The following is a 22081-nucleotide window of genomic DNA, read 5'->3' as shown; positions in this document are numbered from 1 at the left end:
AAAAAGCGTTTATTTATTGATCCACAGTGGTTTTATCAATGATCTGTATCAACATCTCAATGAATCCTGTCGCCGCGCACTTCCATGCTTAGCATCAGTTGGGTTTCAAAATCAATCCATTCTTTCCATCTGGCTCGTACCGTGGTTTTGGGTAAATAATTATCAGCCAAATTGATAAATAAAGTATAATGCCCCGCTTCGCTTTCCATGAACCGGCGGTAAAATTTTTTCATATAATCATCCACAAGTCCCTCGCTTAATCTTTTAAAACGTTCACAACTGCGTGCCTCTATCAGTGCCATAGTAAGAAGATGGTCAAGGAACCTTTCCTGCGGACTTCCGCCCTTTTTTTGAAATTGGAGAAGCTCATTCACATATACGTCTTTCCGTTGTTTTCCCAACTTCAAATTTCGTTTATGCAGCTCCGTTAGTACCTGCCTGAAATGGCCCCATTCTTCCGTTACGATAGGTGAAAGTTCTGTCACCAGCTTTTCCTTGTCACTGTATTTTGAAATAAGAGAAATACAACTTGTAGCGGCTTTTTGTTCACACCACGCATGATCTGTTAGTATAGCTTCCAGTGAAATCGACGCAAGGTCTACCCAACGTGGATCGGTTGCGAGTTTCAATCCTAAAATATTCTTTGTATCCTGAGACAAATTTTCCATCTTTCAAAAATAGGAAATTCAATTATTGGCGAAGGCCGTGCCGTTAAATAATTAATTTTACTTTATGGATGAATATTTTTTGGATAATAAACTTCGCGACAGAGAAGAGAGCCATTCTTTAAGATCATTGAGTATAACTGACGAAAGTATGATTGATTTTTGCAGTAATGATTATTTAGGAATTGTAAAAAATAAACTGGTCGAAAAATCGATCACTCCGCGCCTTTTACATGGAAGCACTGGCTCGCGGCTGCTTTCGGGAAATTACAAATTGATAGAAGAAACTGAAAAACAAATCGCTTCATTTCATAATGCAGGCGCAGGATTAATATTCAATTCCGGCTACGACGCCAACACCGGTTTGCTAAGTTGTGTTGCTCAAAAAGATGACACCATCATTTACGATAAATTAAGTCACGCCTCTATTCGTGACGGCATAAGGCTTTCATTCGCTGCTGCTTTTTCTTTTCATCATAACGATTTAAATGATCTTGAAAAAAAATTGCAAACCGCTAATGGCGGCCGTCAAAAATTTGTAGTGACAGAAAGCGTATTTTCGATGGACGGCGATGTGGCTCCGCTGCGGCAAATGGTGGATGTATGCAAAAAATATGATGCTGCTTTAATAGTAGATGAAGCGCATGCCACAGGAATTATCGGCGAAAGAGGAGAAGGCCTGGTTCAGAAATTAAATTTACAGAACGAGATTTTTGCGCGCATTCACACTTTTGGAAAAGCCTGTGGTGCACATGGGGCTGTTGTTTTGGGTTCTTCTAAATTGAAGAAATATTTAATAAATTTTTCACGGCAGTTCATTTACAGCACTTCGTTGCCCCCTGTTTCGGCTGAAGCAATTTCCGTTGCCTACAAATTATTTCCCCTGATGCACCAGGAGAGAAAGCATCTCAGAATGCTCATAGAAACTTTTCAGGCTGCGTCATCGAAATACAAAATATTAAAAAGCGATACGCCGATACAGGCAATAGTTATCCCCGGAAATGATGAAGTGAAAGCCCTGGCAAACATCTGCCGGCAAAATAATTTCGATATTCGCCCAATTCTTTATCCCACGGTTCCTAAAGGAATGGAACGTTTAAGAATTGTGCTGCATTCTTTTAATACTTCGCAGCAAGTGCAATCGTTGGTTGCCCTGTTCCAATAGCTTCGCCTGACGAAAGGCTTTAATCGTTAATAAATTGTCATAAAATGTAGCAAGGATTTTGCGTAGTTTGTATATCATTTAAATTTGTAAGTGCATTTATGAAAACAACAATTCTACTTTTTAGTTTCATCTTATTTTTTTCGGCTTCATTTGCTCAATTAAAAACTGAGGTAAAATGTCCGGACATCAATATAGATATCTTGTATGGAAAAGTGAATAACAGCATCACGCCGGACGCAAATGTGGAACAGATTAAAAGTCAGCTTCCTTGTTTTACCGGTTTTGAAACTGATATAAAAGCTAAATGTGGTTCTACCGTTTTTTACAAAGACCAGGACATTTATTTTTTTGTTTCAAGAAAGTATATCGAAATAGGGCCCCATTTTAAAGGGAAGTTAAGTCTGCCGCTGATGGGCGCTTCAAGGGGAAGTTTATTTAAAACCCTTGGCGACCCGCAAATAAAACAGCCTGCGTGGGATGCATTTAAAACAGCTTATGGAATTTTGATTCTGTATTATGATAAAGACAACAAAGTAAATAAGCTTCAGATCAGCAATAAATCAACCTCCACAATCCAGTTATGTGACGGATAGTTTCCCGAAAGATTTTGGAAAATGCCGTAATCTTATTGCTAACCATTGTGGAAGCAATGGTCAACTTCAGAATTTCTTTAGAATCCCTTGGTACATTTTCAAAACATAAACGGCTTGCCATGAAACGTATAATCCCGGCGCTTTTTTTATTGGGAATTATTTTTATCTCGTGTCGTAAGGCTTTTGTTAATAGCGGCTATCTAACCACAGGACCGTCTTTAGATTCTATAACCTTTTCCCGTCCCGATCATACTGTTATTGTGGTAGAGGAAAATCATGGCTATGACCAGATTGTTGGCTCGGCCAGTGCTCCGTTCATTAACCAACTTATAAAAAGAGGCGCACTTTTTACGAATTCACATGGTATCGGCCATCCCAGCCAACCCAATTATTTAGCTTTATTTTCAGGTAATATCCAGGGAGTAAAAAATGATAATTGTTTGAAAGGCCAAACACCTTTTACAACGCCTAACCTTGCAGCATCACTGTTGCAAAATGGTTTCACGTTTAAAGGGTTTGCAGAGACAATGCCTTCGATAGGCTACGCGGACTGCCAATATAAGATAAGTGCTCTTACCAATTCATATTTGTATGCCCGTAAACACGCGCCGTGGGTAAATTGGTCAGGTGTTGGAAAAAATAACTTCCCGGATTCTCTTAGTCTGCCAATGAGCCAATTTCCTGATGATTATAACAAATTGCCTTCATTGTCATTTGTGATTCCTGATATGGATAATGATATGCACAACAGCGGCAAGCCGGGAACTGCGGCTTCTATTAAAAAAGCAGACGATTGGCTAAAAAACAAATTAGGCGATTACATAAGCTGGGCGCAGCAACACAATAGTCTTTTCATTTTGACTTTTGATGAAGATGATTTTACAAAGCGAAACCACATCCTCACTCTTTTCACAGGGCCGATGGTAAAGCCTGGAAATTATCCGGAAAAGATAAACCATTATAATCTTTATAATACAATTCAGGCAATCTATGGGTTATCAACAACGGGCCAAAACTCGACGGTAATACGCGATGTCTGGAATTAATTCCAGCAAAGTGGAATTTTACATTATTTCCTGCTTTACTGGTTTCTTTGAAAGAAACTAATGGCACCTGTCAATCAATATTATTTCAATTTCTTTTCAACTTTTTTCCGTGAATTACCTTCCTGTTTTACGGCTTTCTTCACCTCATCAGCAGAAACGTTCATTTTTCTTTTTTCATAATTAACTTCGTAATCCTGTTCGCCAGCAACTTTTGCGCGGTCCTGGTTTCGGCCCCGGTTTGATTGTTTGTTATCCATAATATGTAGTTTATAAATAGTAATCGAAAAATGATGCCATTTAAAGATGAAAGGTATCCAGGTACATTACCACAATTTTTCGTTGTTGATTATTTTCCTTGTCCAAATCATATTTGTCTATTATTCGCCCCACATCTTTTCTCAAAAAATATAATTCAATATTATTCAATATAGAGATCTAATAAAGAGCAGATTGGCACAATATTGTACTAGGATGAGTAATTGTTAATCAAATTAAAACCTCCGTATTATGAATTCAAAAACAAATAACACAAATAGCCAGACCAAAAGCAAGAAATCTTCTAAAGCAAATGAGTCAATGTTAGAAGAATTTTTTATTGATGAGTTAAAAGACATTTATTGGGCAGAAAAGCATCTTGTAAAAACATTGCCTAAAATGCAAAAAGCAGCTACTACCGAGGAGCTAAAAAACGCGTTTGCCGAGCACCTGGAAGTAACAAAGGAACATGTAAGCCGCCTGGAGCAGGTTTTTGAAATGCTTGGAGAAAAAGCTGTTGCAAAAAAATGTGAAGCAATGGAGGGCATTACCAAAGAAGGTGAAGATATTATTGCAGAAACTGAAAAAGGTACTGCCACAAGAGATGTGGGCTTGATTTTAGCCGGACAAAAGGTAGAACATTATGAAATTGCAACTTATGGTGGTCTCGCTCAACTCGCCAGAACATTATCACATAACGATGTGGCTAAGGTGTTTGAAAAAACCCTTTCCGAGGAAAAAGAAGCAGACCAGCTTCTGACTTCAGTTGCAGAAAATAATGTGAATTATGAGGCAGCCGAAGAAGTAGAATAACGAAGAAAAGAATTTACACAAAAAAGGCCGGGCACTGTCCCGGCTTTTTGTTATTTGAAAATGTTATTTAGAACGCTTATACAATGCGGATTGTACATAAAAAAAGCGCAGAACTAAAATAAGTTTAGTAGAGCGCTTCCAACTCAATAACTTGGTGCAGGGCACAGGTTATTTTTTCTTATTGCTATGTGAATGTTCGCCACCTCGCTTAGAAGCTCCCGGGGAATTTGAAATCTTCGCTGCACGTTCCTTACTCATTCCTTTGTCACGCAATGCTTCGTATTTGTCATCATCTTTCACATGCTTGTGATCTTTTGTTGCCATAATTGTAAGGTTTTAATATGGTTTTACATATCAATAATTTTGCCAATAAATCATTTAATCGTGTTTCAAATTTCTTGATGGCCTATAAATTAAAGTAAAAAGCTATAACAATTTATTTTGCTTTTTTAACTCTTTTTATTTTTAATTAGTAATGATAATAAGTTGAAAATATTTTATATTTTGCATTTAATCCGTAAAATAAGCGGATGATTTATGCAAGGGAAAAAATGTGTTTTGATTTGCGATGATGACCAGGCGATACTTGAGGCTTGTCATATTATTCTTAGTGAAAAATACAATGTTGAAATGGTTGAGCATTGTGATAATATTATTAATGTAATTGAAAGGACCAAGCCTGATATTATTCTGATGGACATCCTGATGCCGGGTGGCGGAGAAGATGCGGTTAAAAAAATTCATGAAACTAAAGACATACAACATATTCCTATAGTTGTATTTTCGGCGCTGAATGAAGTGGAAGAAATCAGCAAGCGATTGAATGCGGATGCGGTATTAGCCAAACCCTTCGATATAAATACTTTATTAGAAACAGTGGAAGAAAATATTTTGTAAAAAGTCACAAAAAATATATCTTCTACAGCCCGAGCTTGGGTTTAATTCATGTCCGTTGTTTCAAAGCGGTATCAAAGCTATAAATTTCGGGAAGCTGTCATTTTTTTTCCAAATCGGGTAAAATATTGTAGCCTTCTTTTATCAGCGATTCCAAAATTTCCTGCTGGTGGCTAAATCCTCTTGTTTCTACCTGCAGTATAATTTCCACTTCGTCTACCAGCAATCTTGGGCCTGTGCGCACATGTTCGATTTCCAGCACATTTGCATAAAGGCCGGCAAGGTAAATCAGCAGATGTGCCAACGATCCTGGAGAATCGGGTACGCGCACACGAAGTTGCATATATCTGCCGGCGGCAATCATACCATGGCGGATAATTCGTATCAATAAAATCGGATCGATATTGCCGCCCGATAATACCGCAACTAACGGACCTTTGTAATGATTTTTTGGAACATCCAGAAGATGAGCCACTGCTGCGGCGCCGGCGGGCTCTACAACAAGCTTCGTGCGTTCCAGCAAAAATAAAAGCGTGCTGGACAGGCTGTTTTCACTAACCGTTTCGATGGCGTCGGTTAAATTTTGTATGATTTTAAAAGGCACTTTGCCGGGCCGCCCAACGGCAATTCCATCAGCCATTGTGTTCATATTTTTTATGCTAACCGGCTTTCCCTCTTTCAAGGAAACAGGGTAGGCGGCGGCTTTCTCCGCCTGCACGCCCACGACCTTTACATCAGGGCGCAATGATTTTACTGCAACCGTTATCCCTGCAAGCAAACCGCCGCCGCCGCTACTTACTAAAATAGTTTTCACTGAAGGGCATTGCTCCAGAATTTCCAGGCCACAGGTTCCCTGCCCGGCAACGATATCTTTATGATCAAACGGATGAATTAAAACAGCTCCGGTTTTGTGCTGAATCTCTTTCGCTCTCAGCAGGCATTCATCTACCGTTTGACCGGCTTGTTCTACGTGAGCGCCGTAGGCGCGCGTTGCAAGAAGCTTTGGGGAGGATGCTCCATCGGGCATGATAATCGTCGCATTTATTCCCAATAATTTTGCCGCTAAAGCTACGCCCTGGGCGTGGTTGCCCGCTGATGCTGCTACCACTCCGTTTGATTTTTCTTCCTCTGTCAGATGTGCCATACGATTGTATGCTCCACGGATTTTAAATGACCCGGTGCGGTTCAGGTTTTCACATTTCAGATACACCTCAATGCCCGCCCGCTCGGATAGCTGGCGGCTAAAATCAAGAAGTGTGGGATGAATGATTTTTTCTAAAAGTGATTTCGCTTTTTGAATGTCTGACAGCTTCACAGGAATGGATATTTTCTCCATATTTTTTAGATTTGAAATTTAGAAAATCCGGATTCATGGCTATCTAAATGTACCTGTATATTTTTTAAACGCAAGGCAAAAATCTTGAATTTTGAAGGTATTTGCGTGTCTTGCAACATTCATCTTGTCATTATAAAAATGTAGGGGCTCCAATTCAAGTAGCCTGATTTTTAATTCAATCAAATTGCATGTTGCCCGATTATGCAGTAAACGAATAAATAATGAAGATTTCTTTTTTTGTAAAGACCTTGTATATTTACAAAAACGAACGGTTTTTTAAATCAACGAATGACTTCTCATAAGAATTTCACTTACATTTTTCTACTTTTTATTTTCTCCTTTTATTCCGCTGTTTTACCTGCACAGGATAGTTCACAATCGTCCGGCTCTGTGGAGGCTGCGTTCATTGTGGACAGCGCACACGGGGCGGTTCATGAGCAAAAAAGTAATTACCTGGAGCCAAAAGCAATCATCATTCCTGCAGCGTTTTTAGTTTATGGAGGCTTGAAACCGGTTGTAAATGCAATTCCGCAATTAGACGATAAAATCATGAACAATGTTCGGGCAAACCACGCCACCTTTCATACCAACGCGGATGATTACCTGACGTGGGTGCCTTCAGCGGCTGTTTATACATTAGATGCTTTTAACGTCAAAACACAATACACATTTAAGCAACATTTGGTATTGGATGTTGGTTCGGTATTCATTACCGGAGCTCTTGGATTTGGCATGAGAAAAATCACGGAAAATATAGAGGCATTCAAGGGAGAGGACACTCAATTTCCTTCGGGACATACGGCCAATGCATTTCGCGGCGCAGAAATACTTCACCAGGAATTAAAGTATTCGCATCCTGTTCTTAGTTACAGTGGCTACATAGTAGCTACCGGCGTGGGGGTTTTAAGAATTTATAACAAACAACATTTTTTGTCTGAAGTGATTGCCGGCGCAGGGCTTGGCATTCTTTCCACCAAATTAACTTATTGGATTTTTGATAAAATAAAAAAATAGCCACCGTTATACCAGCCGTTGTTTCATCGCTTCATATAAAATCATGCCGGCAGCAACAGACACATTCAGAGATTCAAAATTTTTTTCCATCGGAATTTTAAAACTGTCATCGCAAAGTTTATATAATGAAGGATGAATGCCTTTATCCTCACTGCCCATAATAATTGAGCATGGGTCTTTAAAATTAATTTCATACACGTTGGCAGTAGCTTTCATCTCGCTTGCAAAAACTTTTATTCCATTTAAATGCAATTCATCAATGGCATTGTGCAAAGTTTTTACACGACATACTGCAATATTTTCCAGTGCCCCCGCCGAAGTATTTATGGCATCTTCATTCAAAGCGCCTACACCTTTTTGGGGAATTACTATGGCATGAACTCCGCAGCAGTAAGCGGTTCGGGCAATAGCGCCTATATTTCTGATATCGGTGATGCCGTCAAGCAACAGGAGTAACGGAGCCTCGCCTTTGTCAACCACAAAAGAGATTACATCCTGTAAATCCAGGTATTTTATTTTTGATTTTAATGCGATGCAGCCATCCGGATTTTCAAGATTGAAGCTCCTGATTTTTTCAAAAGGAACTTTATTTACCGGCACTTCAAATTGTTCGGCTATCAATTTTAGCTCATCCGCTTCCTGCCCGGAAATGGTGTTTTGCAGATAAATACGTTCCAACTGAACGCCGGTTTTCATAGCATCAATCACTGAATGAATGCCGCCAATTAAAAGACTTTTTTTGGGACGATGTTGCTGGGTAAACGTTTTATGTTGTGGCCTCACTTATTTTATCTTGAATGATTTTAATTAGCAATACTACTGTATGCCAAACAATCTTTTTATTTTTTCATAAATTTCAGAATAGTAAGATTCTGGTAGATCACCTATAATTTTTCTTATTATTTTATCTGTTGTAGTAAGCAAGCGATGAATTTTAATTACAGAAGAAACTTTCAATCCTGTTACTTGAAAATCAACTTGATCTTTTTCAAGAAGCACGTCTGTAGTTTCATTCGCATTTTGTAAATTACTTGTAATTAACGCGAGTACTATTTGATTATGTTCTGAAATAGGATTCGTTAAACACAGAGCAGGTCTCAATTTTGATTCTGAAAAATCATCAAACGGAAAATCTATTAATACTATTTTAAATTTCATCAGGCTTACTTTTATAAGGAACTCCATCTTCCATAGTATAAATATTTTCAGCAGGATCATTTAAAAAATCAAACGCACCTCCTTTCATGGCTAAGGCCAGCCACTCTTTATCAGTTACCTCATCGTCTTTAATTAACACAACCACTTTAGCCTGCTTTTTTGAAAAATTTCTGCCTAAACTTAAAATAGTATTCCCTTCATCATCAAAATGAACTAGTTTTTCAATCGCTTCCATTTTTTTAATTTAAAGATACAAAAATAAAAAACCACAAGTTTTTGTTGCTTGCGGTTTCATTTATAAAATTTCGAAATATTTATTTTAATCCAAAAGCTTTTTTCACTTTGGGAACGTAATCTAATTTTTCCCATGTGAACAATTCAACTGTTACTTTTTTTGGTGAACCATTAGGCAGGTTAAAGGTTTTGGTTACTACCTCATTTACTCTTCCCATGTGGCCATAGGAAGCTGTCTCCTGGTAAATCGGATTGCGAAGCTTCAATCTTTTTTCAATAAAATAGGGCCTCATATCAAAAAGAGAGGCTACTTTTTTCGCAATTTCTCCATCTGTCAAATCTACTTTTGAAGTACCATAGGTGTTAACGTTTATGCTGGTAGGCTGCGCTACGCCGATGGCATAAGAAATCTGCACCAATATTTCATCACAAACGCCTGCTGCTACAAGATTTTTGGCGATATGCCGGGCAGCATAGGCAGCGCTGCGGTCTACTTTGCTTGGATCTTTTCCGCTGAAGGCGCCGCCACCATGTGCGCCTTTGCCGCCGTAAGTATCTACAATTATTTTTCTTCCGGTAAGGCCGGTATCGCCATGAGGGCCGCCGATAACAAATTTGCCGGTAGGGTTAATGTGATATTTTATTTTATCGTTAAACAAATGAGCGTACCTGGGATATTTATTTTTAATGCGCGGTATCAATATCTTTTTTATATCGTCAGAAATCTTCTTCAGCATTTTTTCTTCCTTATCAAAATCATCATGCTGCGTAGAAACAACAATGGTATCAATCCTGAGCGGCTTATTATCATCGCTGTATTCAAGCGTTACCTGGCTTTTGGCGTCTGGCCGCAAATATTTAATTTCTTTATTTTCTCTTCTTAATGCAGCCAGTTCAATCAATAAACTGTTGGCAATATCCAGCGATAGCGGCATATAATTTTCAGTTTCGCTGGTGGCATAGCCAAACATCATTCCCTGGTCGCCGGCGCCCTGATCTTCTTTGTTTTTTCTGTCTACGCCCTGGTTGATGTCGGCAGATTGCTCGTGAATCGCGGAAAGAATTCCACACGAATTTGCCTCAAACATGTATTCGCTTTTTGTGTAGCCAATTTTTTTGATTACTTCCCTGGCAATTTCCTGTACGTCGAGGTAAGCTTTTGATTTTACTTCGCCCGCCAACACTACCTGGCCGGTAGTTACGAGGGTTTCACAGGCCACTTTGCTTTGTGGATCAAAAGCTAAAAAATTATCTATCAGGGCATCGCTAATCTGATCGGCAACCTTGTCGGGATGGCCTTCACTTACAGATTCAGAAGTAAATAAATAAGGCATTTTCAATTATTTTTTGAGCCGCAAAATTATGTTTTCATCTTCATAGATCAAAAAAGTATTAAGCGGATGGGCAGGATAAAAAAAGTGATTATTTTTCCTTTTACTGCCGGCAGGATAAACTGAAAATTCAATTCATGTATGTAAATACCTGGAGCTATTTAATACCGTTATTTTAAATGAACCGTTTTTTTTACCTTTCAACAAAGAAATTTCCTGCCTATCCAATTCTGAACTATTTTTGGCGCCGTTTTAAACAAGTACTTGTCCAACCACTGAAAACAGAATTACGAAGGAGCTTCACTTTGCAAATGCTTTTCCTGAAAAAAGATATCGCCGTTTTATGTAGCGTTCCTTCACTTATCAAAAGGTTACCCAGCAGAATTTTTAGCAAATTATACCGCTCACCGTTTATAATAACTTTCATTCTTTTATTACTTTATTCTGCAGGCGCTTCGGCGCAATCCTATATAATCACGGGAACTGTACTGGATTCCGCTACAGAAAGCCCGCTGAATAATGTGACTGTTCATTTAATGCATACCAATGTCACAGCGCTTTCGCACGATGATGGTTCCTTTTCTTTGGCATCAGATGCATGGCAGGACTCTTTGGAAATTACAAGCATAGGGTTTCAGAGAATGGTGGTGCCATTGAAAAAACATCATACTAAAGATCTCGTTGTAAAAATGATTCCTTCAGCGCAGGATTTGGAAGCTGTGGTGATTATGGGTGCGGAAAGAGATAAAGAACCTGGCAAACGCTATATGAAAAAAGTGATCGCCAATAAAATGTTTAATAACCCTGATCGCTTTAAAAATTACAGCTACAAACAGTACCTGCGCCATGAGGTAGATATTAATAATATTGATTCTTCCACTAATGGCAAAGGGCTAAAATCGTTTGTGCTTAAAACTTATCACAATGCTGGAGAGCAGAATGCCGGAAGCAGATTGCTGCCTGTTTATTTTTCAGAAACGCTTTCTGATAAATACCACAGTTCTTCGCCAAAAATTGATAAAGAAAATATAATTGCGCATAAAACACTAGGGCTGGAAACGGATAAATTTTTAAAGCAGTTGGATAAATTCAATTTCAGCTACAACGTGTACGATAATTGGTACACGATTTTTAACCAGACATATGCGAGCCCGCTGAGCAATACTGCTTTTAATTATTATAATTTTTATTTTAATGACAGCAGTATTGTTGATGGAAAAAAAGTGTATACGATTCGTTTCAAGCCGAAACAAAAATATCTGAACACATTTACCGGTTCTTTGTGGATTAATGATAGCACGTTTTCTGTAAAGAAAATAGAAATGCAATTAAGCAGTACCGCTAATCTGGATTTTATAAAGAACGTACAATATAGTGAAGAGTTCAGGCTGAGCCCGGATTTGGCCACAGGAAAGATGGAGTACATGCCGTATAAGTATATCTCTAAGGTTGAATTTGAAACCGGCATTGAGTTGTTAGGAATTCCGGCGCCTCAAAGCTCAAAAAAAGTACGGCTGGAAGTGGTGAACACAACTGTAATCGGCGATATTAAAATCAATTCAGGAATGGCAAGTGAATTCCTGAAAAAAATGAGAAAGGAAGATCCGTCAGACCTGCATAAGCCGGATTCTTTTTGGGTCCAAAATCGTTTGGGAGATTCACTGACGCGGCACGAAAAAAGTATTTATGTGATGGTAGATTCTTTGAAGAGCAGCCGGAAATTTGTGTTTGATTCCAAAGTAATAAACCTGCTGGGAACCGGCTTTTGGGATTTTGATAATAAAATTAGGATGGGGCCTTATTACTCGCTTTTAAGCACTAATCAAATTGAAGGCTACCGATTCAGGGCGGGCTTATGGACGCTTGAGGGATTCAATAAGAGAATCAACCTCAATGGATATTTCGCTTATGGAACCAAAGATCAGTCTGCAAAGGGAGGCCTGGGAATAAAATTTTTATGGAACCGGAATAAATGGACAAAGACTTCACTCTACGGCAGCAGCGATTATGATTTTCTTACGGATGAAGACCAGGAATTGGATGAAGACAACCTGATTAATTCTTATTTCAGAAAGGATGTGCCTTCTACTAAAGTCTACTTAAGGCAGGTGATTTTAAAGCATGAGCAATATGTTTCAAAAAAAATCAGCATTAACGGTTCATTTACTTACAAACAATTAACGCCGGTTTTTGACTTTTCTTTCCATCCACTTGATACTAAAACGGGCAGGGCGATCGATAGCATCAACCTGCATCAGCTTCCGGCTGCTGAAGCTTCCATTGGGTTAAGATTTGTTGCTAAAGAACGAACGGTGGTATGGAATTTTGACCAGGTTCGCGCCAACACGTATGACCCGATTTTGACCGCCAACTTTACGCAGGGATTTAAAATAGAAAATAATTCATTTGATTATCAAAAGTTGACCTTTGGCATAGAGCAGTTGCTTCGCCTGCCTCCGAAATCTCTTTTTTACTACAACGTTCGTTTTGGGAAAACCTTCGGTACAGCGCCTTTCCTGCTATTAAATGTTCCAGCGGGTAACGAATATTATGTAGCCAGCCGGTATCTTTTTAATACAATGCTGCCTTACGAATTTGCAGCAGACGAATTTATAAGTCTTTATTCAAGAATTTATGAAGGTGGGCTATTTTTAAACAAGGTGCCTTTTATAAGAAAACTTGGCTGGCGTGCAAGGTTTTCATTTAATGGTTACATGGGCGATATGTCGGAGGCAAACCGGAGTTATAACAGTGGCGCGCATTTTTCAGTACCTGCTAAAACCCCTTTTATGGAAGCCGGTATTGGCATTGAAAATATTTTCCACGTTTTCTCTGTGGATTATTATAAAAGGCTATCCTCTTTAAATCATTCAAAAAAAGAAAATGGTGCTTTATTTCTTGGCGTGAATATCACTTTTTAAAGTGGTTTACTCATAATCGTCGTAAGTCACATTTATCTGCGCCCTGATTTCATCCATTATTTTCAGCACTTCGCCTGTAAGGCCTGAAGGCAACAGATCACTTTCAATCTTTCCGGAAGATATACAGCGGATTACTTCTTTAATTTCAAATTGCAGCCCGTGGCCTTCCCAGGCCAGCGGGAAATTTTCTTTGTAGCCATTGAATAATTCTACTTCGATGCCGGGCGATTTTTCAAACCACGGATCACAAATGCGGATTATACCTTCAGTACCAAAAATTCCTGCCGGTTTGTTTTTGTTTTTGAGTAATGAAGATTCCAGTATTGCATAACGGTCATGCTTATACGACAAAAGTATGGCGCACGCTTCGTCTATTTCCTTTTCTGTTCTTCGCCCGACTGCTTTTATTTGCCTCGGTTTTCCGAGGAGAAGTGTACTGAGAAAAACACAATACACACCTAAATCGAGCAACGAGCCTCCGCCTTTTGCAGGATCAAAATAACGGTTGTCCTCATCGTCGGGCGCTCTGTAATACATGGAGGCTTTCACACTTACCAATTCTCCGATCTTTTTTTGAGCAATAAATTCCATGAGTTTGTGAAAACTGGGGAGAAATCTGATCCACATCCCTTCCATCAAAAAAGTATTTTTCTCAATTGATAGTCTTCTGAGTTCTTCGTATTGCTGATAGTTGATAACGATTGGCTTTTCGCAAAGCACAGCAATTTGATGTTGAAGGCAGGCTTTTATTGCTTCATAATGAAATGGATGCGGAGTAGCGATGTAAGCAATTGCCACATTTCCTTTTGTTATAAAGTCGTTTATATCTGTGAATCTTAATGGCACATTATACATGTCTGCAAATTCATTGGCTGACTCTGCATGGTTTGAAAGCACTGCCGTAATTTTTTGCTCACCGGAAACCAATTTCAAGTCGTTGGCAAAATCATTCGCAATGTTTCCGGGCCCGATTATGCCCCAATTGAAAGAATTCATACAATCTTTTTTTTTCAGAAAACGTAAAAAAATATGCCAGCTTTTTTGGATTTAAAATTGTATGGCTAAAAACCGTCCTGTAACGATGATGAGCATTATACTTCGTATCGGACACTTAGAAAATACGATAAATAATTATCACACTAATATCATTCTAAAAATTAATGTAAAACAATGTTTAAAGGAACTATCATTCAGTATTTCAACTGGTATCTACCTGCCGATGGCAACTTGTGGAACCAGGTAAAACAGGAAGCGCCCAAACTAAGATCTTTGGGATTTAGTGCAATCTGGTTGCCTCCAGCCTACAAAAGTATGGATGGCAAAGATGGTGTTGGTTATGCTCCTTATGATTTATATGACCTGGGCGAGTTCGATCAAAAAGGATCTGTGAGAACCAAATATGGCACCCGGCAGGAATATATTGATGCGATAAATGCCATTCATGCAAGCAAAATGCAGGTGATGGTGGATATAGTTTTGAACCACAAAGCCGGTGGCGATGAAATTGAAAAGATTACGGTTGTAAAAGTCGATCCGGATGATCGCAACAAGGTGATTTCTGATCCTTTTGAAATAGAAGCCTACACTAAATTTACCTTCCCGGGAAGAAATAAAAAATATTCAGAATTCATCTGGGATTTTATGTGCTTCACGGGAGTAGATTGCGCTGCCAATCTCGACGAAAAAGGCATTTTTAGAATCATTTCTCAATATGGCGACGGATGGCAAAAAATGATTGACGATGAATTGGGCGACTATGATTACCTGATGTTTAATGATGTCAATTTCAGGAATGAACATGTAATAAATGAGCTAAGCCATTGGGCAAAATGGTATTATGATCAGGCGCCGTTTGATGGAGTAAGGTTGGATGCCGTAAAGCATATTCCTACGTGGTTTTATACAGAATGGCTGGACCGGTTAAGAAAAGATACGGGAAAAGAAATTTTTGCTGTCGCTGAATATTGGTCGCCTGGAAAAACCGAAGTCTTACTAAAATACATTGAAGCTACGAAAGGCACTATGAGTGTTTTTGATGCAACGCTTCAACAAAACTTTTCAATTGCATCCAAAACAGGAAAAGATTTTGATTTGTCTAAAATTTTTGAAAACACCTTGGTTTCCGCAGATCCAGTAAGAGCCGTTACCCTGGTAAGTAATCACGATACACAACCTTTGCAGGCGCTGGAGGCACCGGTGGAAAAGTGGTTTAAACCTTTGGCTTATGCGTTAATTCTTTTAAGGGATGAAGGGTATCCTTGTGTGTTTTATCCGGATTTATATGGTGAGCATTATAAAGATTATAGTAATGATGGCAATGAATATGAGATATGGCTGGATAAAGTTGAAAATCTTAAGGAACTTTTACAGGCACGTTGCGATTATGCATTTGGTTTGCAGCGAAGCTATTTTGATCATCCAAATTGCGTTGGCTGGACGAGGGAAGGAGATGAAAACCATAGCGGTTGCGCCATAGTTATGTCGAACGGAGATAATGGTAATAAATATATGGAGATAGGGAAACGCTATGCCGGACGAACATTTATTGATCTGTTGCAGAAGAATGATGCGGAAGTAAAAATTAATGATGAAGGATGGGGAGAATTTTTTTCGCCGGCAGGTTCGCTTTGTGTTTGGATTGAAAAATTGTGATTTCAATCATTCAGGTTTGGGCGACGAATTGCCGCCATCAAGGGCCACTTTCCACCTGCCGTCTTTTTGTTTTTTCCAGGCGGTAAAATAATTGCCATAGTAAGCAGTATCCGGCGCCAGGTATTTCCAGTTGCCCCAGGTGTAGCCGAGATCGCCGGATGCTGCAACATCGGCGCCCACAGGTTTCCATGAAAGTGTTTTTATATCTCCATTTTTTTCTAAAATAACGGCTAACTTATTTTTACCAATAAGCGGTAGTCGGTTTTCCTGGAACTTTACGATGTTGGTATCCGCATTCAAAAATATTGAATGGTTGAAGCCTCCCTTCATAGCTAAATTACTCATAGCTATGTCAGCATTTATTAATTCGCGTTTGTTTTTTTCAATATTATTTTCATTACATGAAACAAACACCAGGCAGAAAATGGCAAACAGAATTTTCATAACCGGCTAAGTTTTTTGAATGATTAGTGCTTTTAGTATCTTTTAAAAATACAGTAAACAAACAAATAACCATAATTTAATTCCGCGGATTCCGAAGCAAGATCAGGCCCCGCTTTCATTTAGAAAATATTTTCTAAATGATTACAGGAACGGGCTTAAGAGTCTTACCAGCTTTTCCCACACAAAAACATATTTCGGCCTGGCTAACCAATCTTCAGCTTTGATTTCGATTGAATCTTTTAAATCGTTATAAAACGTTTCTTTAAGTTGTGTGTTGATTGTTTCACTATAAACTATGGCATTCACTTCAAAGTTGAGATCAAAGCTGCGGTAATCCATATTTGCAGAACCCACCATTGACAGGCAATCGTCAATCACAATAGTTTTAGCATGGACAAATCCTTTTTGATATTCGAAAATCCTTACACCGTAGCGCAGAAGTTCAGTATAATAAGAGCGGGCTGCAGCATTTACTATTTTAGAATCAGATATTCCCGGGATCAGCAATTTAATTTCTATTCCACTTTTGGCAGAAATTATTAACTGATCTATCAGCGCTTCTCCCGGAATAAAATACGGGCTCGTAATGAGCACTTTTTTCGTAGCGGCGCCAATTGCTTTTATTATGGAATATAAGATAACGGGTAAATCAGAGTCGGGCCCTGAGGCAACAATCTGAACAATTTCTTTGTCTATTTTTTCATCGGTTTGGTAAACTGGAAAATAGCGCGGCACAAATTCCAGCTTCGGCTCGTGGCCAAAATTCCAGTCGCACAAAAAAATGTATTGCAGGTAAAAGGTGGCTCTTCCTTCCAGCATCAGGTGGGTATCGCGCCAGTAAATTTTTTGTTTACCTTCTAAATCATTCCGGTATTTATCACTGATATTAATGCCGCCCACAAAAGATTTTATACCATCAATTATTATGATTTTCCGGTGATTGCGATAATTAAGCCGGTTAGCAAATGCATACCATCTCACTTTGTAAAAAGGTACCGTTTCAATACCGCCACTTTTTAAACGGTTCAGGAATTTTTTTCCGAGACTATGGCTTCCAAAATCATCGTATAAAAATCTGACTTCAACACCTTCGTTCGCTTTTCGGATCAAAACATCAGCGATAGCGTTGCCTGTAACATCATCCTCATAAATGTAATATTCAAGATGGATATGAGAAGTTGCAGATTCCAGAGCCTTCAATAGCACAGGAAATTTTTGCTCGCCATTTATCAGATGACATACAGTATTATTTGCGGTGAGCGGGCTCTTATTGCCGGCTTCGATAAAAGAGGTTAGTTTGATAAAATGTGCAGGAAATAGCTCGGAGGCCCTCACCTTTTCAGAATATTGCGAAAGGCGCTGATGAATCTTGTTACTTAGTATTTTGTCTCTTACTAATTTTTTCGAATACAATTTTCTTTTCCTGTAATTAATTCCAAATGAAAAGTAAAACAGGATGCCAACGACAGGAATTAAGATGATAAATAAAATATAGGCCAATGTTTTAGATCCACTTCGCGTATCATACAAAACCCTTAAAATCACTAAGAGCATTATGATAAAATATAAAACTTCTGCCAGCGCAATCCAGTTCATTGCAATAGTTTAAATGATGCAATTTTTTCTCGCGAACAATGAAAATAAACGCCCAATGATGAAGTTAGGAATTAATAGATGAGGAATTTTCTTTTTGCCCCAAAATATAAATCCGATTTTTTTATCTGTTTACTGATAAACAGATTTAGGAAAATTTAAATCCAACTAGCGATTTTGCCTGTAAGCCTTATCACTTTAAATATTTTTCAAAAAACCGGTTCATGTGTAACTGGCAATAATCGTTTACCCGCTGATCCAAATCCATCGTGTGCGGCCACAAGGGAAGCCGGGCATATTCATTAGGTATGCCGAGGCTATCCAGCTTTTTCTTTAGCTCATCCGACTGGCGAACAGGAACTGTTTTATCGGATGTGCCATGAATTATGAGGGTAGGAGGGTCATTTTTATCTAGATATTCAGCAGGAGAAACTTCTGTATAGAGTTGCGGTGCTCCTTCATATCTATGCCCGAGGAATCTGATTACCGTAGCATTATTTTTTGCGAACGGCGTAGTAAAATCAACCGGCCCGTAAAGATCAACTACTGCTTTTATTTTGTGAGAAACGCCTGAATCAGAAACCTGCATTTCAGTGCCGTCTTTATGCCAGCCGTAAGCTGCTAATAGCGCAAGATGCGCTCCTGCTGAACCGCCAACCAGCGCAATCTTGGATGTATCATACCCATATTTATTCCCATTGCTAAACAAAAAATTTACGGCGTCACTGATATCCTCTGCACATGCGGGGTAGAGGCTGTCTTTCACCAGGCGATACGAAACGGTGGCCGTTATATAGCCTTTTTTTGCAAAGTCAAGAAGGTAAACTAAATAATCAGATCGTTTTCCACCGACCCATGCACCACCATGTATGAAAACCAACAGCGGCGCGGGTTGTATTATATTGCGCGGTTTATAAATGTCAAGTTGAAGAGATTTGCCATTTATATTCTTATATTCAATATCTTTTAATTCCTCAATTGTTTCGGGAACGTTTGGCGTAGTGTTCACAACTTTTTCCAAACCAACAGCAATTGCCAGGTAAGTGGGAAACATGAAGTGATAACCAACTGGTGGTTTATCAGGATAAATTGCGCCCCATATTCTCGGCAAACAAACTAAAAATGCAAACAGGATAATTAAGACCAGAAGGCTTACAAGAATTCTTTTCAAAATTTTATTCTTCATTCATAGCGGTTTACTAATTCTGTGAAATGAAAATAAAATTATAGTAAACCAACAAATACGTGAGATTTTTGTTTGCTTGGAAAATAGGAGCGGGGCAATAAAATCACATGAGCTGATTAATATAAGAAATAACTTAAATAGTTACTTGCTTTTTTTCCAAAAAGAAAAAACTTATTGCGGCGATAGATATTTCGTGCTTTCAACAATAAGCGAATACCCTACAAAGATTCGTAAATCTTGATTTTGTTGTACAATGTTTTACGATCGATTTTTAAAATCTCTGCTGCTTTGGTTTTATTAAAATTAACTTCTTTCAACACATTCATGATCGTTTCATATTCCGCTTTTGCTGCTGCGTCTTTTAGATCTACTTCTTTTATTCCTGTATTTTGAACGGAATGGTTGGCAGATATATTGTTCGCATATTCAGGCTGGAGCGTAGCCTGGGTAATTTCCCAGGGTAAAACCTTTGAATTTATTTTTCCGGATGAAGTTAGCAATACGGCTCTGCGCACCACGTTCCTAAACTCTCTCAGGTTTCCGGGCCATGCATAGTTGAGAAACATTTCTTCCACATCTTCCTCGTAGCCTTCTATATTTTTTTCCAATTCAATATTGGTTCTGTCAAGGAAAAATTGCGCAAACAAGGGTATGTCACTTTTTCTTTTTCGCAGCGGTGGCAGATTGATAGAAAATTCGTTAAACCTGTGATAAAGATCTTCACGGAACTTTCCTCTCTGATAGGCTTCCTGCAGGTTTTCGTTTGAAGCGACAATAATTCTTACATCCACACCCATCTCTTTCGTTCCGCCCACTCTTTTATATTTTCTTTCCTGGATTACGCGGAGCAAAGAAGCCTGCACATCTTTGGGAAGATTTGAAACTTCATCCAAAAACAAGGTGCCTCCATTGGCCATTTCAAAATGACCTTCTTTATCCGCAACAGCGCCGGTGAATGCGCCTTTAACATGTCCGAATAATTCGCTTCCGGAAAGCTCTTTTGAAAGAGTGCCGCAGTCCATTGCTATAAAAGGTTTGCCTTTGCGTGTACTTGCTTCATGGATTGTTTTAGCGATTACTTCCTTTCCTGTTCCGCTTTCGCCATATAAAATAACGCTATAATTGGTAGGCGCCACCATTTCTATCTGGCGGTAAATCTTTGCGGTCTCTGTATCCTGGCCTATCAAATATTCATTATTTGAAGAAAGCTCGTAAATTTTCTTTTTGGCGGAGGATTGGGAATTTGTCTTTTGAGGATCCATTACGGCCTGCGGAGCAGGCGCTGCCAATGCTTTTTCGATTACATTGATTACCTCATCCGGAATCAAAGGCTTTGTGATATAATCAAAGGCTCCCATCTTTATAACGTCAACCGCGGTTTTGATGTCGGAATAACCAGTGATTATAATTACGATGGTTTTTGGTTTTGCCTCTTTAATTTTTGTCAAAACTTCTTTTCCATCTTTGTCGCCGAGCCGAAAATCACACAATACTATATCGAAATGAAATTCATTGAATTTTGCTAATCCTTTGGACGCATTGTGAGCTGCTTCTGTTTCGTAGCCTTTCTTTTCCAAAAAGCGGCCAAGTAGGGTGCACATATCAAAATCATCGTCAATAATCAGTATTCTTTTGTTCATATTATATATATAAGCATTAGTGGGTGTAAAGTTAATTCAAATCTTTGTTTTTTAATTCAGGTGCAGACACAGTTTTTTTTTCAACTCTTATCCAGTCTGCATAACTATTAGGTGAGATGTTTTTGCCATATAATTTTGTGTAAACCTTGGTAAATTCAGCTCCAATATACAATATAATGGAACTATAATACACCCATACCATTAAAATTATTATAGACCCTGCTGCTCCATAAAGAGAGGTTAAATTGCTTTTTTGAATATAAAAATTTATCCCCAATTTTCCAAGAGTAAAAAGAATTGCCGTGATTAATCCGCCGAATAAAACATCTTTCCAGTGGATTTTAGCATCAGGCAAAATCTTAAATATAAGTGCGAATAAAAAAGTTAATACTAAAAGAGAAAGTACTACTTCTGAAACCTGTATAAAATATAAACTATAGCCTGCAATGTATTTCCCTATAAATTTGCCCAACGCCGCCACTACCGTATTGAGCAATACTGAAACTATCATGATAACACCAATACTTATTATCAAAGAAAAAGAAAGAAGCCGCGTAAGTATCAGCTTCCACCACACTTTGCGTTGTTTAATTTTCAATCCCCAGATTTTATTTATTGAATCCTGTATTTCACCAAAAATACTGGTGGCCCCAATGAGTAAAACGATAATACTGATTACCGTGGCTACGAAACTATTTCTGCTAAGATGAATATTCTTGATAATGTCCTGAATTTGAACTGCAGCTTTGCTTCCAACAAAATTGTTTAATTGCTCGTATACTCTTCCCTGCATCGCTTCTTTTCCAAACAAAAAACCAAACAGGGTAGTTAACACGATTAATAGTGGCGCAATGGAAAAAACAGTGTAGTATGAAAGAGATGCGCTGTATTTTACAATATTATCCGCCGAAAATTCCGCTGAAACTTCTTTAATCATTAAAGTGAATGAGGAAAATTTATTTTTCGGAATGCGCATCAAGGGATGGGTTGATTGGGATATTAAAAACAGGGTACAAAGGCTTGATATGACAGAGCAGAACTTTTGGCAAATATACCAAACACTTTCGTTGTGTTAATTCCTTGTAAGAAAAATGCACAGTTCGTGGCGGGATTTCCACAGGCATAGTATTTTAAAATATTT

At 38.5% G+C, this 22081-nt stretch carries 22 protein-coding genes; 8 read left to right on the top strand and 14 right to left on the bottom strand.

Annotated elements, in window-relative coordinates; genetic code table 11:
• Window positions 1-56: 56 nt before the first annotated feature.
• Window positions 57-668: a tRNA-(ms[2]io[6]A)-hydroxylase gene (gene miaE / locus EFY79_RS18270; RefSeq protein WP_123122181.1), complete on the bottom strand. Its 612-nt coding sequence runs from the start codon at window positions 666-668 to the stop codon at window positions 57-59.
• A gap of 64 nt (window positions 669-732) precedes the next feature.
• Between miaE and EFY79_RS18265 the strand changes: the two genes are divergently transcribed.
• The 3 genes from EFY79_RS18265 (at window position 733) to EFY79_RS18255 (ending at window position 3469) form a co-directional block, all read left to right on the top strand.
• A complete protein-coding gene (locus EFY79_RS18265; RefSeq protein WP_123122180.1) occupies window positions 733-1830 on the top strand; it encodes an aminotransferase class I/II-fold pyridoxal phosphate-dependent enzyme in 1098 nt (365 codons plus the stop codon).
• A gap of 98 nt (window positions 1831-1928) precedes the next feature.
• Entirely contained in the window at window positions 1929-2423 is a 495-nt protein-coding gene (locus EFY79_RS18260) for a hypothetical protein (protein ID WP_123122179.1), read from the top strand.
• Between the two features lie 119 nt (window positions 2424-2542).
• A complete protein-coding gene (locus EFY79_RS18255) occupies window positions 2543-3469 on the top strand; it encodes an alkaline phosphatase family protein (protein ID WP_158605247.1) in 927 nt (308 codons plus the stop codon).
• A gap of 80 nt (window positions 3470-3549) precedes the next feature.
• Here EFY79_RS18255 and EFY79_RS18250 read toward each other — a convergent pair whose 3' ends face one another.
• A complete protein-coding gene (locus EFY79_RS18250) occupies window positions 3550-3726 on the bottom strand; it encodes a DUF3606 domain-containing protein (RefSeq protein ID WP_123122177.1) in 177 nt (58 codons plus the stop codon).
• A gap of 250 nt (window positions 3727-3976) precedes the next feature.
• On the opposite strand from EFY79_RS18250, the gene EFY79_RS18245 reads away from it, so the two are divergent.
• Entirely contained in the window at window positions 3977-4537 is a 561-nt protein-coding gene (locus EFY79_RS18245) for a YciE/YciF ferroxidase family protein (RefSeq protein ID WP_123122176.1), read from the top strand.
• Between the two features lie 168 nt (window positions 4538-4705).
• On the opposite strand, the gene EFY79_RS21640 is transcribed toward EFY79_RS18245, so the two are convergent.
• Window positions 4706-4861, bottom strand: a complete 156-nt coding sequence (locus tag EFY79_RS21640) for a DUF7218 family protein (RefSeq protein WP_199727578.1) — start codon at window positions 4859-4861, stop codon at window positions 4706-4708.
• A gap of 213 nt (window positions 4862-5074) precedes the next feature.
• Here EFY79_RS21640 and EFY79_RS18240 point away from each other — a divergent pair, with 213 nt between their 5' ends.
• Entirely contained in the window at window positions 5075-5434 is a 360-nt protein-coding gene (locus EFY79_RS18240) for a response regulator (RefSeq protein WP_123122175.1), read from the top strand.
• Between the two features lie 97 nt (window positions 5435-5531).
• On the opposite strand, the gene ilvA is transcribed toward EFY79_RS18240, so the two are convergent.
• Complete coding sequence (gene ilvA / locus EFY79_RS18235; protein ID WP_199727577.1) at window positions 5532-6767, bottom strand: threonine ammonia-lyase; 1236 nt, start codon at window positions 6765-6767, stop codon at window positions 5532-5534.
• A gap of 288 nt (window positions 6768-7055) precedes the next feature.
• Between ilvA and EFY79_RS18230 the strand changes: the two genes are divergently transcribed.
• On the top strand, window positions 7056-7781 hold the full coding sequence (locus tag EFY79_RS18230; protein ID WP_123122174.1) for a phosphatase PAP2 family protein: 726 nt from the start codon (window positions 7056-7058) through the stop codon (window positions 7779-7781).
• Window positions 7782-7787: 6 nt separating this feature from the next.
• On the opposite strand, the gene rlmB is transcribed toward EFY79_RS18230, so the two are convergent.
• The 4 genes from rlmB to metK all read right to left on the bottom strand — a co-directional run bounded on the left by rlmB (window position 7788) and on the right by metK (window position 10507).
• Window positions 7788-8564, bottom strand: a complete 777-nt coding sequence (gene rlmB, locus EFY79_RS18225) for a 23S rRNA (guanosine(2251)-2'-O)-methyltransferase RlmB (RefSeq protein WP_233578049.1) — start codon at window positions 8562-8564, stop codon at window positions 7788-7790.
• 33 nt (window positions 8565-8597) lie between these two features.
• The gene (locus tag EFY79_RS18220) at window positions 8598-8939 is read right to left on the bottom strand and encodes a type II toxin-antitoxin system PemK/MazF family toxin (RefSeq protein WP_123122193.1); all 342 of its coding nucleotides are present in this window, start codon (window positions 8937-8939) and stop codon (window positions 8598-8600) included.
• On the bottom strand, window positions 8929-9174 hold the full coding sequence (locus EFY79_RS18215) for a hypothetical protein (protein ID WP_123122173.1): 246 nt from the start codon (window positions 9172-9174) through the stop codon (window positions 8929-8931). The genes EFY79_RS18220 and EFY79_RS18215 overlap by 11 nt, the downstream gene beginning before the upstream one ends.
• Window positions 9175-9253: 79 nt before the next feature.
• Window positions 9254-10507: a methionine adenosyltransferase gene (metK, locus tag EFY79_RS18210; protein WP_123122172.1), complete on the bottom strand. Its 1254-nt coding sequence runs from the start codon at window positions 10505-10507 to the stop codon at window positions 9254-9256.
• Between the two features lie 308 nt (window positions 10508-10815).
• Between metK and EFY79_RS18205 the strand changes: the two genes are divergently transcribed.
• Window positions 10816-13425, top strand: a complete 2610-nt coding sequence (locus tag EFY79_RS18205; protein ID WP_158605246.1) for a DUF5686 family protein — start codon at window positions 10816-10818, stop codon at window positions 13423-13425.
• A gap of 6 nt (window positions 13426-13431) precedes the next feature.
• Here the strand turns inward: EFY79_RS18205 and EFY79_RS18200 are convergent, their stop codons facing one another.
• Window positions 13432-14421 (bottom strand): Gfo/Idh/MocA family protein, encoded by a 990-nt coding sequence (locus tag EFY79_RS18200; RefSeq protein ID WP_123122170.1) that lies wholly within the window; start codon window positions 14419-14421, stop codon window positions 13432-13434.
• Between the two features lie 174 nt (window positions 14422-14595).
• Between EFY79_RS18200 and EFY79_RS18195 the strand changes: the two genes are divergently transcribed.
• The gene (locus EFY79_RS18195) at window positions 14596-16077 is read left to right on the top strand and encodes an alpha-amylase (protein WP_123122169.1); all 1482 of its coding nucleotides are present in this window, start codon (window positions 14596-14598) and stop codon (window positions 16075-16077) included.
• A gap of 6 nt (window positions 16078-16083) precedes the next feature.
• On the opposite strand, the gene EFY79_RS18190 is transcribed toward EFY79_RS18195, so the two are convergent.
• The 5 genes from EFY79_RS18190 to EFY79_RS18170 all read right to left on the bottom strand — a co-directional run bounded on the left by EFY79_RS18190 (window position 16084) and on the right by EFY79_RS18170 (window position 21877).
• A complete protein-coding gene (locus EFY79_RS18190; RefSeq protein WP_123122168.1) occupies window positions 16084-16521 on the bottom strand; it encodes a Cif family virulence factor in 438 nt (145 codons plus the stop codon).
• 141 nt (window positions 16522-16662) lie between these two features.
• Complete coding sequence (cls, locus tag EFY79_RS18185) at window positions 16663-18117, bottom strand: cardiolipin synthase (RefSeq protein WP_123122167.1); 1455 nt, start codon at window positions 18115-18117, stop codon at window positions 16663-16665.
• A gap of 190 nt (window positions 18118-18307) precedes the next feature.
• Entirely contained in the window at window positions 18308-19300 is a 993-nt protein-coding gene (locus EFY79_RS18180; protein ID WP_123122166.1) for an alpha/beta hydrolase, read from the bottom strand.
• 218 nt (window positions 19301-19518) lie between these two features.
• Window positions 19519-20940 carry a sigma-54-dependent transcriptional regulator gene (locus EFY79_RS18175; RefSeq protein ID WP_123122165.1) on the bottom strand — a complete coding sequence of 474 codons (1422 nt, stop codon included), beginning with the start codon at window positions 20938-20940 and terminating at the stop codon, window positions 19519-19521.
• A gap of 31 nt (window positions 20941-20971) precedes the next feature.
• Window positions 20972-21877: a YihY/virulence factor BrkB family protein gene (locus tag EFY79_RS18170; protein ID WP_123122192.1), complete on the bottom strand. Its 906-nt coding sequence runs from the start codon at window positions 21875-21877 to the stop codon at window positions 20972-20974.
• Window positions 21878-22081: the final 204 nt, after the last annotated feature.

This window comes from Hanamia caeni, assembly GCF_003721595.1.
Lineage (GTDB): Bacteria > Bacteroidota > Bacteroidia > Chitinophagales > Chitinophagaceae > Ginsengibacter > Ginsengibacter caeni.
This window is presented reverse-complemented; position numbering and strand designations above follow the sequence as displayed.